This is a genomic window from Yersinia rochesterensis (assembly GCF_003600645.1).
GTDB lineage: Bacteria > Pseudomonadota > Gammaproteobacteria > Enterobacterales > Enterobacteriaceae > Yersinia > Yersinia rochesterensis.
The window spans coordinates 3,908,013-3,921,297 of sequence record NZ_CP032482.1 but is presented as its reverse complement, the minus strand read 5'-3'; the positions used below and the strand labels follow the sequence as shown (position 1 = coordinate 3,921,297).

The window sequence follows — 13,285 nt, the reverse complement described above, 5'->3', positions numbered from 1 at the left end:
AAAACAGTATGAACTCATTAAATAACGAACAGGTAAAAACAATCCGGCTTTACGGCCCACTGAAACAGTTCACCGAAAATAAAGACGGTGTTTTCCGTTTTGCGGCCAATACGACACAGGAAGCGATTAAAGCCTGTTGTGTGTTATTACCGGGCTTTGAGCGGTTTCTTAATGATGCGAAGGACAAGGGGCTTACTTTTGCGGTCTTTAAAGGTAAGCGAAATATCTCTCAGGACGAGCTGGAATTTAATATTGGCAATGAAGAAATAAGAATTGCTCCGATCATTATTGGTAGTAAAAAGGCCGGACTGTTTCAAACTATCTTGGGAGCGATTCTTATTGCAGCAACATTGTGGAACCCAACAGCGGCTTTAATGTCGGCGGGTGTTGCTAATGGCATGATGATGGCCGGTGCTTCTATGGTGTTGGGCGGTGTAGTGCAGATGCTATCACCACAACAGGGTGGGCTGGCAATGCGTGAATCGCCGGAAAATAAACCATCTTACGCATTTGGTGGGCCGGTTAACTCCATTGCTCAGGGTAATCCAGTACCGCTGGGTTACGGTAAGCGCCGGATAGGTGGCGCGTTAATATCCGCAGGCATCCACGCCGAAGACCAGATGTGAGCGCTAAACCTACAGTGACCGTTATGGGGCATATAACCAAAGCCCCTAGGCGGGTAGAGAGCAGCACAGGGAAGGTGATGGCTGTAGCAACAATTCTTGCATCAAGCGATAAACGCAGTGATTACCCGTTGCGGGTTATTGCCTTTGATATGTTGGCGCTGGAGTTAATGCTTTGCCCGTTGGGCCAGAAGATTACCGTTAGTGGCAGGTCTGCATACTGGAATGGGTATCAGGTTACAGCCAGTCACATTAGCCAATAAGAAGATCGCTCAGGCGGTCTTTTTTCTTACTTATTGTTCGTATGTTTACTGGTTTTTGCGAGATTTTATGTATAACAATATATATAACAAGCAATAAAAAAGGCGCTAACCAATCAAGGGTAACGCCTTTTTAAACAACAAGTTAACTGACTAGTATCAGTTCATGCCGTATTTTTTCAATTTCTTACGCAGCGTGCCACGGTTAATGCCCATCATCAGGGCAGCACGGGTTTGGTTGCCACGGGTGTATTGCATCACCATGTCCAACAATGGCTGTTCAACTTCAGCCAGTACCAACTCATACAGGTCACTCACATCCTGACCATTCAGTTGAGCAAAATAGTTCTTCAGTGCTTGTTTTACCGAGTCACGCAAAGGCTTTTGAGTCACCTGATCTTGTGAGTTTACGGTTGCAACGGTCAGTACGTCAGAATTTACGCGTTGTTCGAACATAGTTCTGTCAGCTCTTTTTTCTGTTTACGCAAGATTTTCGAAATATGCCTCCAACGCCTCCAGCTGTTCGCTGGCATCCTCAATGGCGTTGAATGTGCGCCGAAACTGGTCGTTAGGGGCGTGCTCCTGGAGATACCAGGAGACGTGCTTACGTGCGATACGAAATCCCTTGCCTGGACCATAAAAGTCGTGCAATTCCCGTATATGCCCGTTTAACAAGCGCTGCACTTCGCCAAGTGGCATCGGTGACAGCAGCTCCCCAGTGTCCAGGTAATGCTGGATTTCCCGGAAGATCCAAGGTCTTCCCTGAGCGGCACGTCCTATCATCAGGGCATCAGCCCCAGTGTAGTCGAGTACCGCTCTGGCTTTATGCGGGTCAGTGATGTCGCCATTCGCGATAACGGGAATGGAAACAATCTGCTTAACTGCCCGAATGCTGTCGTATTCCGCCTCACCATTAAACAAACAAGAACGGGTTCGGCCATGAATCGTCAGGGCTTGTATACCACAGTTTTCGGCCAATTGGGCAATTTCTATACAGTTACGGTGTTCTGGCGACCAACCCGTCCGGATCTTCAACGTCACTGGTACATCTACCGCGTTAACGACTGCGGAGAGGATCTGTTTGACCAATTCAGGATGCTGCAATAATGCTGATCCTGCCAGTTTGCGATTCACTTTCTTGGCCGGACATCCCATATTGATGTCGATGATTTGTGCACCATTCGCCACATTGATTTGGGCGGCTGCTGCCATCTCATCCGGGTCATTACCGGCAATCTGCACGGCACGAATCCCCGGCTCATCACTATGAACCATGCGCAAACGCGACTTATCCGTCCGCCATACCTCTGGATTAGAGGAGAGCATTTCAGATACAGCCATCCCAGCCCCCATACCATGACATAGCGCTCTGAATGGGCGATCTGTGATACCCGCCATCGGGGCGGCAATCAGGCAATTTGTAAGCTGGATGTGTCCAATACGCATAGACAAAGAATGACCACACTGTGTCCGTAAGGGCGCGTATATTACGCATTTTTGCGCTCAGATGAAAGGCCAAACTTTGACCAATTGATGAAAAAAACGCGATAAATTACAGACTAATCTTGGGTAATTAATTATTTTCTCATATATAACATCAGGTTAAGTTAATATGATTAATTTGTGCGCTTTAGTATTTTCTACTAAACAACATAATTTTCGACTAGTTATGCAACATGGTGGAGGTTGAAAATGCTGATTTATTCATCAAATCAATGATAAAGAGCAGATATAAATGAGTCAGACATCTCATTTCAGTTAAAAACAGTGCTTGATGGATTGCTAGCTACTGCCAGGAAATGCTAGTGCGACTCTGCGAATTTGGCGTTACAACAGCGAGTGTTGCAACGCCTATAACATGGATAGTCATTATTGGCGGGGTCGATATTACTTCTTGATACCCGTGATGCGGCACCACTCTTCTTTCTCAGCCACCGGGTCGAGAGTGAATTTATCCTCATAAGCCTGTGCAACACCCGCTGCCTGCGTTGCCAGCACACCGGACAAGCCAAGATGGCCACCCGCAACCGGTAAAACACTAATCAACGGCGCGAGTTCCCGTAATGGGCCAGCCAGGATATTGGCGACCACCACGTCAGCGGATAAATCGGCTGGCTGATCTTTGGCAAGATACAGCTCCAAACGCTCTGAAACGCCGTTACGCTGTGCGTTATCACGACTGGCCTGAATGGCTTGCGGATCAATATCAATGCCAATAGCGCGCTTAGCACCGAGTTTTAGAGCTGCAATCGCCAGGATGCCGGAGCCGCAACCGAAATCGATAACGGTTTTATCCTGTAGATTGAGGCTATCGAGCCATTGCAAACACAATGCGGTTGTCGGGTGAGTGCCGGTACCAAACGCCAAACCGGGGTCGAGCATCACGTTCACGGCTGTTGGGTCGGGAACATCACGCCAGCTCGGACAGATCCACAGGCGCTCACCAAAACGCATTGGGTGGAAATTATCCATCCATTCACGTTCCCAATCTTTATCTTCCAACTGCTCAATCTTATGGATGAAACCTTGACCGAGTTGCGGGTTATATTCCAGCATAGCGACCACTTCCGCCATATCGGTTTCTGCATCATACAGGCCAATCACGTCGGTATCGCCCCACAGGCGGGTTTCCCCCGGCAGCGGCTCAAACACCGGATTATCGTGGGTATCCTGGAAGGTCACAGAGACCGCGCCACTTTCTATTAGGGCATCACCAAGAGATTCGGCTTGGTTACCGGTGGTGTTTAGTTTTAGTTGGATCCAAGGCATAGCTTTCTCTTCCAAAACCGATCTTCAACTGAGGTCTCACGATCGGTTTTTATCAATAGGGTTTCGGTAAATAATACCTGCAAATAGTCATTTATTCAGTGCTGACAACCACGGGCCGGCGTGTTCGCGCCCTGTCGCCAAACTGATTCCCGATATAGAACGCCAGCAGATTAAGCACCAGCGAGGGCACTATTGGGTGCAGGCCGGCTATCTTAATATCGAAACTGGCCAGTACGGTATAGCATACCGCGCCGACAATCATTGCGCTAAGGGCACCATGGGCATTGGCGCGCTCCCAGTATAATCCTAGCACCAATGGCCAGAGGAATACCGCCTCCAGACCACCAAAGGCCAACAGATTCAACCAGATAATCATTTCGGGTGGTCGCCAGGCGGCAAGTAGCAATAATAGCCCGAGGATCAGTGTCGACATGCTGGAAATACGCGCTAACTTACGCTCATTTTTCAGCTCTTCTGGCCATAAATTGAGGTATAAATCTTTCACAATAGTTGCGGAGGATTGCAGTAACTGGGCATTGATGGTCGACATAATCGCCGCCATCGGCGCGGCCAGAAAGATCCCAGCAGCAAAGGGCGGCAGCACGGTGATCATCAGTGTGGGGATCACTTGATCCGGGATCTTCAGGTCCGGCAGGATCGCCCGGCCTAATGCGCCAGCCAGATGCATACCGAACATCAAGATTGCCACCACAATGGTGCCGAGGATGATGCCGCGATGCACGGCTTTACTATCACGATACGAAATGCAACGCACTGCGGTATGCGGTAGGCCAATAACTCCAAAGCACACCAAGATCCAGAATGATGCCATAAACGGCAAGTCGAGGATTTGATCGCCCCCTTGAGGGGAGACCAGCGCCGGATCTATATGCTGTAGAGTCTCGACGGCTTTGTGCAGCCCACCTGCGGCATGGATAACCGCCACCAACAGTAAAATAGTGCCGACCAACATCACCATGCCTTGTAAAGCATCATTTAGCACGCTGGCACGGAAACCACCAAAAGAGGTATACAGCGCGATACTGATACCGAAAATCAACAAGCCAGTGTCATAAGGGATGCCCGCTGCGGTTTCCAGCAAGCGCGCGCCACCGATAAACTGCACTGTCATGGCCCCGACAAACGCCACCAACAAGCTGATGCTGGCCAACCACACCAATAGGCGGCTTTGATAGCGGGCATACAGCATGTCGTTGAGGGTCACGGCATTATAACGTCGCGCCAGAATGGCAAATTTCTTACCCAATACTCCCAGAGACAGCCACACCGCTGGCAATTGAATCATTGCCAATAACACCCAGCCCAGGCCGTATTTATAAGCAGCACCCGGCCCGCCAATAAATGAACTGGCACTGATATAAGTGGCGGTCAAGGTCATTGCCAGGACAAATCCGCCCATCGAACGGTTGCCGATGAAGTATTCGTTAAGAAAATTCCCGGTTTTACGGCGGGTATAAGCATAGACGGATAAGCCAAATACCATGGCCAGATAGCCCACTAATGGCAGAATGACATCAGTTTGCATTGTCATCCTCCAGTGGAATATCGCGAAATATCACACGCACCATTAACCAGCACAGCACAATAAATAGCAGTGGCAGCGCAATACAGGCCGCTTCAAACCAAGCGGGCAGGCCGCTTATACCGGGAATATTGCCTGGTAAATAAGCCGTTATTATCCACCCAGCCAGATAAGCCAGCGTTAAGCCAAAGGCCCAGCGCGCTTCTTTATTGGCTTGTAGGAACCTTGTGTCCATATTCTCTCCAATACCCTTCGTACTTGGCACAACAGCGTTGTTAGCTGCACTCATTCACCCGAATCACTGACCTGAGTCAGCTCATCGGGATTCATTTGTTTGCTGCCTAGCTGCGAGGCCAACTAATTTGGGAAATCCCATTCTTATCTTAGCCTTGCAGTGTGATTAGCTACCACTATGCGAAATGCCGACCCTATTAATCAAAAGAAAATTAATCAAATGAAAAGAAAAAGGCCGGTAATTTACCGGCCCTGATATAAAAGGTAAAGCTCATGAAAGGCGAAAAAATCAGGTTTCTTGCAACCCGAGTTTTTTCTCCAGATAGTGGATATTGGTGCCACCATGCTGGAAGTTTTCGTCGTTCATGATGCGTTGCTGTAACTCAACGTTGGTCTTGATGCCATCGATAATGAGTTCTGCCAGCGCGTTTTTCATGCGGGCAATCGCAACATCACGGTTTTCACCGTAAGTGATAAGTTTGCCGATCATGGAGTCATAATATGGCGGCACGGTATAGCCGGCGTAAATATGAGACTCCCAACGCACTCCAAAACCGCCCGGCGCATGGAAACGGGTAATTTTACCCGGACTCGGCAGGAAGGTATTCGGGTCTTCGGCGTTGATACGGCACTCTACTGCGTGGCCGTGGACTTTCACTTCATCTTGTTTGATGGAGAGAGGTTGGCCCGCAGCGATCCGCAGCTGTTCTTTGATCAAATCAACACCGGTGATCATTTCGGTAACCGGGTGTTCAACCTGAATACGGGTGTTCATTTCGATGAAATAGAACTCGCCGTTTTCATACAGGAACTCGAAAGTCCCCGCACCACGATAGCCGATTTCCACACAGGCTTTCGCGCAGCGTTCACCGATATAACGGCGCATTTCGCTGGTGATACCTGGCGCTGGTGCCTCTTCAACCACTTTCTGGTGGCGGCGCTGCATAGAACAGTCGCGCTCAGCCAGATAGATAGCATTACCCTGACCGTCAGCCAAAATCTGAATTTCGATATGGCGTGGGTTTTCCAGGTATTTCTCCATATAAACCATGTCGTTATTGAAAGCCGCTTTGGCTTCCGCACGGGTCATGTTAATGGATTGCTCCAGATCTTTGTCGTGACGAACCACACGCATACCACGACCACCACCACCACCTGATGCCTTGATAATGACCGGATAACCGATTCGTTTGGCAAAGGCTTTATTCTTGGTTGTGTCGTCATCCAGTGGGCCGTCAGAGCCAGGTACACAAGGTACACCAGCTTTCTTCATGGCATTTATTGCCGAAACCTTGTCACCCATCAGGCGAATGGTTTCGGCACGCGGGCCGATGAAGATGAAACCTGAACGTTCTACCTGTTCGGCAAAATCAGCATTTTCAGACAGGAAACCATAGCCGGGGTGAATAGCCACCGCGCCGGTGATCTCCGCAGCAGAAATGATTGCCGGAATGTTCAGATAGCTTTTAACAGAAGGTGCGGGACCGATACAGACAGTCTCGTCAGCCAATAACACGTGTTTAAGATCACGGTCTGCAACAGAGTGAACTGCCACAGTTTTGATCCCCAGCTCTTTACAAGCTCGCAGGATGCGTAGCGCAATCTCACCGCGGTTAGCGATTACGATTTTATCAAGCATGGAACGCCTCGTTATTCGATGACGACAAGAGGCTCGTCGAATTCAACCGGTTGACCGTCTTCAACCAGAATGGCTTTTACAGTACCGGATTTATCTGCTTCGATTTGGTTCATCATTTTCATCGCTTCAACGATGCAAAGAGTGTCACCAACAGAAACTTTCTGACCTACTTCAATGAAGGGTTTAGCATCCGGGCTCGGGGTGCGGTAGAAAGTACCGACCATTGGGGAGCGCACGATATGGCCACTGATAGCAGCAGGGGCAGCGGCTTCAGCAGGTGCTGGAGCGACAGCAGCGGCCAGAGCAGGTTGTTGCTGCGGCGCAGCAAAAGCATACGGCTGTTGCATCATTGGGTAGTTTGGTGCGGCAGGAGCACGACTGATGCGTACTGACTCTTCGCCTTCTGAGATTTCCAGCTCTGAAATGCCGGATTCTTCAACCAGTTCGATCAGTTTCTTAATCTTACGAATATCCATGAGTGTGATTCCGTACTCTTTTTGTGTTGCATTAGTTGGATTTTGACAAGCGATTTACCGCTGCCTGTAAAGCAAAGTTATAGCCATCTGCGCCAAGTCCACAGATTACGCCAACCGCGATATCAGAGAGATATGAATGATGACGGAAAGGCTCCCGGGCATGCACATTAGATAAGTGGACCTCGATAAACGGGATCTGCACACCTAACAATGCATCGCGCAGTGCAACACTGGTATGTGTAAACGCTGCCGGGTTGATCAGGATAAAATCGGTATTACCCCGTGCTTGGTGAATTCTATCAATCAGCACATGTTCTGCATTTGACTGCAAATGGGATAGCACCACATCCATTCCCTGAGCTTGAGTCTCTAATTGGCTGACAATATCAGCCAATGTAGTGTGACCGTACTTTTCCGGTTCACGTGTTCCAAGCAGATTCAAGTTAGGGCCATTCAGAAGCAAAATGTGAAACTTATCCGACATTGTGCTGGTATCTCCGGCAATTAGTCCATCATCGTAAAAAATAACCTGATGTCACCGATTTGTCACCTTTTTACGACGAATTTGACACTGCGATCGGCATTAAGGTCGGGCATTATAATGATATCGTAGCAATTAGCAGCTAAATACTGGTCTTATCAGCGAAGATATTCAATAGAAAAAGATAATGACCGATGAAAAGCTCAGGTTTTTAGCGGCACCATTGGCGAAATTTTTTATAGCGTAGCGCCAATAATATTGCTGCTATCACCGCGTAAATAATGGGGAATGGCGATAGCGTTTTGACCGACCAAAGATAATGAATTGGTGCAAGAATGGCGACAACATACACCAAATTATGCAATTTTTGCCAGTTGGCTCCCATTTTTCGTTGCGCCCACAAGGTGGATGTCACCGCCAGTGACAGTAACAATAGCCAACTTATTATGCCCAATGTCAGGTAAGGGCGGGTGACCAGCTCACGCCCCAGTAAATCAATATTACTCAGCCCAAGTTCCAGTACCGAGTAGCTGACCAAATGTAGTGTTCCCCAGGCAAAACACCATAAACCCAACAACCGGCGGCAGCGGATTAACAACGGCTGTTTGCCATAGCGCGCCAGTGGCGTGACCAGCAGTGTCGCCAATAATAATTTTAGGGTCATTAGCCCGGTGAAATGCTGAATATCTTTAGCCGGGTCGGCACTGAACCAACCTTGATCTACAGATAAAATTAGCCACAAAAAGGGGAGTGCGGTCGCCAACCAGATAGCCACTTTTAGCCACTTAATTTGCCGTAAACTGAGCCGCATCAGAAATTCTCCCGCAGATCCAAACCACGGTAGAGTGATGCGACTTGATCGGCATAACCGTTAAATAACAGTGTTGGCTGGCGCTGAACATCTAGGATACCGCCTGAGCCGATAAAGCGCTCAGTTGCTTGCGACCAGCGCGGATGGTTCACATGAGGGTTCACATTGGCATAAAAACCATATTCGTTGGGCGCACTCAGGTTCCAGGTAGTCGGTGGCTGATCATGAGTCAGGCGAATATGAACAATGGATTTTATGCCTTTAAAACCGTATTTCCATGGGGTGATGAGCCGCAGCGGCGCGCCATTTTGTGGCGGTAGGGCCTTGCCATACACGCCCAGTGTCATAAAGGCCAATGGGTGCATTGCCTCATCCAGTCGCAATCCTTCGACATAAGGGTATTTCAGGCCGCCGCCAATAAAACGATCTTCCTGCCCCGGCATTTGATCCGGTGCATAAAGTGTCTGGAATGCGACATAGCGAGCATTGCTGGTGGGTTCAACCAGCTTAAGCAATTTGCCCAATTCAAACCCAATCCACGGCACTACCATCGACCAGGCTTCTACGCAGCGCATCCGATAAATGCGCTCTTCTAATGGGAAGCGTTTTATCAGGTCATCAATATCGAGTGTCATGGGCTTGGCGACGTCACCGTCGATCTTTATCTGCCAGTCTTCGGTTTTCAGTGTGCCAGCATTGGCGGCAGGATCGGCCTTATCCAAGCCGAATTCATAGAAATTATTATAGCCGGTGACTTTATCTTCCGGGGTTAGCGCCAAATCTGGGTGGTAAACCGTTGATTGAGTGAAATCCAGCGGCTTGCCAGACGGGGCTTTGGGGCGATTATTCCCTTTAAACCATGCCAGCAAATCAGCTTGCGCAGATGTGGGCAATGCCAGTGTAGCAGCAGTAATCCCCAATGCTTGCAACACCTTACGGCGCTGATAAAAAATACTTTCTGGGGTGACATCTGCTTCGGTTAGCTTGCGTGGCGTGGCAGCATTACGCAGGGAATGGGATAAAAAGTTGCGCATAAAATGACTCCATCAAACAGGGGGAAGCATATCGGCCTTATTGATATTAATCATGGCGGCTTATAGGGACAAGTGCTAGGGGGGCGGAGAGAAATTTGAAAATCATTACAATACGGATAATAAACTGGGGAGCATGACACTCTCCCCAGTGGCTGTGAATTAGCGAACTTTTACCAAGGTTCTACCGGTAATTTCGTTCGCCAATAGGCGAGCGGCGATGGTCGGGGCATCGGCGAGTGTGATAGCTTGCGAAGCTTGTTGATAGAAGCTTTCAGGCAAAATTTCCTGTAAGCGTTGCCAAGCTTGTAGACGGCGCTGTTGCGGTGTCATCACTGAATCTATCCCTTGCAACCGCACATTGCGCAGAATAAAGGGCATCACGGTCGTCGGGAGCGAATAGCCGCCAGCTAAACCACAAGCGGCCACGGTGCCGTTGTAATTCATCTGAGCCAACACTTTAGCCAGTAATTTGTCGCCAACAGTATCAATGGCACCCGCCCATAACTGTTTTTCCAATGGGCGGGAAGCATCAAGATAATCGTTACGTGACAATACCCGATGAGCACCGAGGCCTTTTAGATAGTCACTGTTACTGTCACGGCCAGAAATGGCGGCGATTTTATAACCCAGTGCTGCAAGTAGGGCGATTGCTGTGCTACCGACGCCACCACTGGCCCCGGTGACCACCACTTCGCCACTTTCTGGTGTCACGCCACCTTCCTCCAACGCCATGACACACAGCATCGCGGTAAAACCAGCCGTACCGATAATCATGGCCTTACGCGGCTCTAACCCTTCAGGCATCGGTACTAGCCAGTCGCCGTTGACACGAGCTTGCTCTGCCAACCCACCCCAATGATTTTCCCCCACGCCCCATCCCGTCAGTAAAACTGACTGGCCGACATGAAAACGCGGATCTTCACTGCTGTGGACGGTGCCGGCAAAATCGATACCCGGCACCATGGGAAATTCACGGATAATCTTCCCTTTGCCCGTGATAGCCAGTGCATCCTTATAATTCAAGCTGGACCAATTAACATCAACGGTGACATTACCGGCTGGCAATTGTGACGGGGATATTTCGCGCACTTCTGCGGTAGTCCGGCCTTCAGTTTGCTCAAGTACAAGCGCTCGCATATAACACCTATAGATAGTATGAATGCAGAAAGGTATAGATTAAGAGTGAGTCAATATAGCGACAACATCAACCTTATAGCCTGATCAAGAACAAAAATGAGGCCGATGATTTCGTCCGTGACTATCCTTGAAAGAGGATTCACCAGAAGTTCTGTGAAAAAGGCTGAGTTATGGAGTTATGGTCGTATTATGAGGTAAAAAATCAGTATTATGGTGGCAATTTGTCATATAGTGTCTTCCTCAAAGGAACAGAGGCATTTTTTTCACTGAATTGCGCTTCGCAAGGTTAAAGGATGCGATTTACAACCAAACTTTCTGTGTTTATGACCTTGCTGGTCGTATTGGCTATGTGTTTAGTGTTACTGGGTAGCACGGCCAGTTTTTTTTATTTGTGTCAGAAAAAAATGGAGCATCGCCTCCAGAGCATCGTAACAGCTTATGATCAGTCATTGTTGCTACAACCTGCTGATAAAGAACGTGAATGGCTGCCTATAATGATGCGAACCCTGGGCGTGTTGGAAGTTAGCGTCCAGAATGAAAACAGCACGTTATACCAACTAAAACTCCCCGCCATTTATGCTCCCTGGAACAGTCAAAGCCGCTATCGTAGCCTGGTGGTACCGATGCTGCATCAACCAGGGACTTCAATGCATTTCAGCTATATTGACCCCTTGAGTAGCTATGCTCGCTCACTTTATGCTGTCGCGATTTTGTCATTGGTGGCCGTGATTGTCGCGATGACACTCCTGCTAAGCTTCCGTTGGCTGCGTGAGCAGACCGCAGGTCAGGAAAAACTTGAGTGGCGAGCCAAACGTATTCTGAATGGCGAACGTGAACACGCTATTCATAGCGAAGGTCATGAATGGCCACTTTGCGCCAGCCGCGCTATTGATCATCTATTGGCTGAGTTGATAGAAGTTCGGGAAGAGCGTAATCGCGTTGATACTTTGATTCGTACTTTTGCCGCGCAGGATGCCGAAACCGGCTTCAGTAATCGCCAATTTTTTGATAATCAGTTGACGACTCAAATGGAGGAATCCGGCGCTCATGGGGTGGTTATGATGGTGCAGTTGCCGGACTTTGATAGCCTAATTGAAACAGGCGATCACCAGCAGGTTCAAGAACTGATGCATTCGCTGATTAACCTGCTTTCTACCTTTGTTACTCGCCATCCCTCTGCGTTATTTGCGCGTTACCATCAGAGTGACATTGCGATTTTACTGCCCCATAAAACACTAAAAGATGCCGCTGTTATGGCCGCACAATTAGTCCATGCAGTCGGGTCGTTACCCGAGCCACATGTTATTGACCGTGAGTCATTGCTGCATATTGGTATTGTGGCGTATCGCAATGGCGATTCAGCCGAACAAGTAATGGATAATGCTGGACAAGCGACCAAAAATGCGGCGATGTATGGGGGGAATGGCTGGTATGTGTACGATACCAAAGTAGCAGAAAAAGGGCGTGGCAGTGTCAAATGGCGCACTTTGTTAGAACAAACACTGGCTAATGGTGGCCCACGGCTTTATCAGAAACCGGCGGTTACCGTTGATGGTAAAATTCACCATCGTGAAATAATGAGCCGCATATATGATGGTGAACAAGAATTACGGGCTGCTGAATTTACACCACTGGTACAATTATTCGGTCTGGGTGAGCGATATGACCGTCAAAAAATTGATCGGATAATTCCTTTATTAGCTTTATGGCCGGACGAAACTCTGGCATTTTCTATCAGCGTTGATTCATTATTGCAGCGTCCTTTCCAGCGCTGGCTGCGGGATACGCTGTTGCAATGCAGAAAATCTGATCGAGAGCGAATTATCTTTGAACTTGCAGAGGCAGATGTGTGTCAATATATCAGCCAAATCCGTCCGATGATGCGTTTGTTACTCGGTGTAGGCTGCAAGGTTATGGTGTCACAAGCCGGATTGACAGTTGTCAGTACGTCATACATTAAGTCTCTCCGGGTTGAAATGATTAAACTTCATCCAGGATTAGTCAGAAGCATTAATTTGCGTTATGAAAATCAGTTGTTTGTCGAAAGCCTGACCGGTGCCTGTGCGGGAACACATGTAAAAGTTTTTGCAGCAGAAGTTCTTACCCGTGAAGAATGGCAAACGCTGAAAGAAAAGGGTGTTTATGGTGGACAGGGCAATTTTTTTGCTCCGCCAACGCTTTTAAACCCCGGAAAGAAAAAATATTCGTATTAGGGACATGTTTAGCCTGATCGTTGAGCAAAAATTAACGTAGAATGTGTCAGTCATTTCCGTAAATC

Annotated in this window: 14 protein-coding genes; 3 read left to right on the top strand and 11 right to left on the bottom strand. The window is 48.5% G+C overall.

Annotation, left to right across the window (positions count from 1 at the left end):
* Positions 1 to 8 precede the first annotated feature (8 nt).
* Positions 9 to 626 carry a tail assembly protein gene (locus tag DXZ79_RS18220; RefSeq protein ID WP_050078207.1) on the top strand — a complete coding sequence of 206 codons (618 nt, stop codon included), beginning with the start codon at positions 9 to 11 and terminating at the stop codon, positions 624 to 626.
* 77 nt (positions 627 to 703) lie between these two features.
* On the top strand, positions 704 to 886 hold the full coding sequence (locus tag DXZ79_RS18215; RefSeq protein ID WP_230677004.1) for a hypothetical protein: 183 nt from the start codon (positions 704 to 706) through the stop codon (positions 884 to 886).
* A 156-nt stretch (positions 887 to 1,042) separates the two neighbouring features.
* On the opposite strand, the gene fis is transcribed toward DXZ79_RS18215, so the two are convergent.
* From fis to acuI, 11 genes are all read right to left on the bottom strand, one after another.
* Positions 1,043 to 1,339, bottom strand: coding sequence for a DNA-binding transcriptional regulator Fis (gene fis, locus DXZ79_RS18210; RefSeq protein ID WP_002210061.1), 297 nt, complete (start codon positions 1,337 to 1,339; stop codon positions 1,043 to 1,045).
* A gap of 24 nt (positions 1,340 to 1,363) precedes the next feature.
* The gene (gene dusB / locus DXZ79_RS18205) at positions 1,364 to 2,329 is read right to left on the bottom strand and encodes a tRNA dihydrouridine synthase DusB (protein ID WP_038638599.1); all 966 of its coding nucleotides are present in this window, start codon (positions 2,327 to 2,329) and stop codon (positions 1,364 to 1,366) included.
* 441 nt (positions 2,330 to 2,770) lie between these two features.
* A complete protein-coding gene (prmA, locus tag DXZ79_RS18200; RefSeq protein ID WP_038638602.1) occupies positions 2,771 to 3,652 on the bottom strand; it encodes a 50S ribosomal protein L11 methyltransferase in 882 nt (293 codons plus the stop codon).
* Between the two features lie 91 nt (positions 3,653 to 3,743).
* Positions 3,744 to 5,198 carry a sodium/pantothenate symporter gene (panF, locus tag DXZ79_RS18195; protein WP_038638606.1) on the bottom strand — a complete coding sequence of 485 codons (1,455 nt, stop codon included), beginning with the start codon at positions 5,196 to 5,198 and terminating at the stop codon, positions 3,744 to 3,746.
* The gene (locus DXZ79_RS18190; RefSeq protein ID WP_038638609.1) at positions 5,188 to 5,430 is read right to left on the bottom strand and encodes a YhdT family protein; all 243 of its coding nucleotides are present in this window, start codon (positions 5,428 to 5,430) and stop codon (positions 5,188 to 5,190) included. Before DXZ79_RS18190 ends, panF begins: the two co-directional genes overlap by 11 nt.
* A gap of 288 nt (positions 5,431 to 5,718) precedes the next feature.
* A complete protein-coding gene (gene accC, locus DXZ79_RS18185) occupies positions 5,719 to 7,068 on the bottom strand; it encodes an acetyl-CoA carboxylase biotin carboxylase subunit (RefSeq protein WP_011817284.1) in 1,350 nt (449 codons plus the stop codon).
* 11 nt (positions 7,069 to 7,079) lie between these two features.
* The gene (accB, locus tag DXZ79_RS18180; RefSeq protein ID WP_038638613.1) at positions 7,080 to 7,544 is read right to left on the bottom strand and encodes an acetyl-CoA carboxylase biotin carboxyl carrier protein; all 465 of its coding nucleotides are present in this window, start codon (positions 7,542 to 7,544) and stop codon (positions 7,080 to 7,082) included.
* A gap of 31 nt (positions 7,545 to 7,575) precedes the next feature.
* Positions 7,576 to 8,028: a type II 3-dehydroquinate dehydratase gene (aroQ, locus tag DXZ79_RS18175; RefSeq protein WP_038638616.1), complete on the bottom strand. Its 453-nt coding sequence runs from the start codon at positions 8,026 to 8,028 to the stop codon at positions 7,576 to 7,578.
* 208 nt (positions 8,029 to 8,236) lie between these two features.
* The gene (gene msrQ / locus DXZ79_RS18170) at positions 8,237 to 8,836 is read right to left on the bottom strand and encodes a protein-methionine-sulfoxide reductase heme-binding subunit MsrQ (RefSeq protein WP_120011523.1); all 600 of its coding nucleotides are present in this window, start codon (positions 8,834 to 8,836) and stop codon (positions 8,237 to 8,239) included.
* Positions 8,836 to 9,870, bottom strand: coding sequence for a protein-methionine-sulfoxide reductase catalytic subunit MsrP (gene msrP / locus DXZ79_RS18165; protein WP_038638622.1), 1,035 nt, complete (start codon positions 9,868 to 9,870; stop codon positions 8,836 to 8,838). Before msrP ends, msrQ begins: the two co-directional genes overlap by 1 nt.
* A 159-nt stretch (positions 9,871 to 10,029) precedes the next feature.
* On the bottom strand, positions 10,030 to 11,007 hold the full coding sequence (acuI, locus tag DXZ79_RS18160; protein ID WP_038638625.1) for an acrylyl-CoA reductase (NADPH): 978 nt from the start codon (positions 11,005 to 11,007) through the stop codon (positions 10,030 to 10,032).
* A gap of 293 nt (positions 11,008 to 11,300) precedes the next feature.
* Between acuI and csrD the strand changes: the two genes are divergently transcribed.
* Positions 11,301 to 13,220, top strand: a complete 1,920-nt coding sequence (csrD, locus tag DXZ79_RS18155) for an RNase E specificity factor CsrD (protein WP_038638629.1) — start codon at positions 11,301 to 11,303, stop codon at positions 13,218 to 13,220.
* Positions 13,221 to 13,285: the final 65 nt, after the last annotated feature.

Coding starts and splice junctions, on each gene's coding strand:
- accC (WP_011817284.1), bottom strand. CDS start 7,068: ATGCTTGATAAAATCGTAATCGCTAACCGCGGTGAGATTGCGCTACGC.
- msrQ (WP_120011523.1), bottom strand. CDS start 8,836: ATGCGGCTCAGTTTACGGCAAATTAAGTGGCTAAAAGTGGCTATCTGG.
- acuI (WP_038638625.1), bottom strand. CDS start 11,007: ATGCGAGCGCTTGTACTTGAGCAAACTGAAGGCCGGACTACCGCAGAA.
- dusB (WP_038638599.1), bottom strand. CDS start 2,329: ATGCGTATTGGACACATCCAGCTTACAAATTGCCTGATTGCCGCCCCG.
- DXZ79_RS18220 (WP_050078207.1), top strand. CDS start 9: ATGAACTCATTAAATAACGAACAGGTAAAAACAATCCGGCTTTACGGC.
- csrD (WP_038638629.1), top strand. CDS start 11,301: ATGCGATTTACAACCAAACTTTCTGTGTTTATGACCTTGCTGGTCGTA.
- accB (WP_038638613.1), bottom strand. CDS start 7,544: ATGGATATTCGTAAGATTAAGAAACTGATCGAACTGGTTGAAGAATCC.
- msrP (WP_038638622.1), bottom strand. CDS start 9,870: ATGCGCAACTTTTTATCCCATTCCCTGCGTAATGCTGCCACGCCACGC.
- prmA (WP_038638602.1), bottom strand. CDS start 3,652: ATGCCTTGGATCCAACTAAAACTAAACACCACCGGTAACCAAGCCGAA.
- panF (WP_038638606.1), bottom strand. CDS start 5,198: ATGCAAACTGATGTCATTCTGCCATTAGTGGGCTATCTGGCCATGGTA.
- DXZ79_RS18215 (WP_230677004.1), top strand. CDS start 704: ATGGCTGTAGCAACAATTCTTGCATCAAGCGATAAACGCAGTGATTAC.
- aroQ (WP_038638616.1), bottom strand. CDS start 8,028: ATGTCGGATAAGTTTCACATTTTGCTTCTGAATGGCCCTAACTTGAAT.
- fis (WP_002210061.1), bottom strand. CDS start 1,339: ATGTTCGAACAACGCGTAAATTCTGACGTACTGACCGTTGCAACCGTA.
- DXZ79_RS18190 (WP_038638609.1), bottom strand. CDS start 5,430: ATGGACACAAGGTTCCTACAAGCCAATAAAGAAGCGCGCTGGGCCTTT.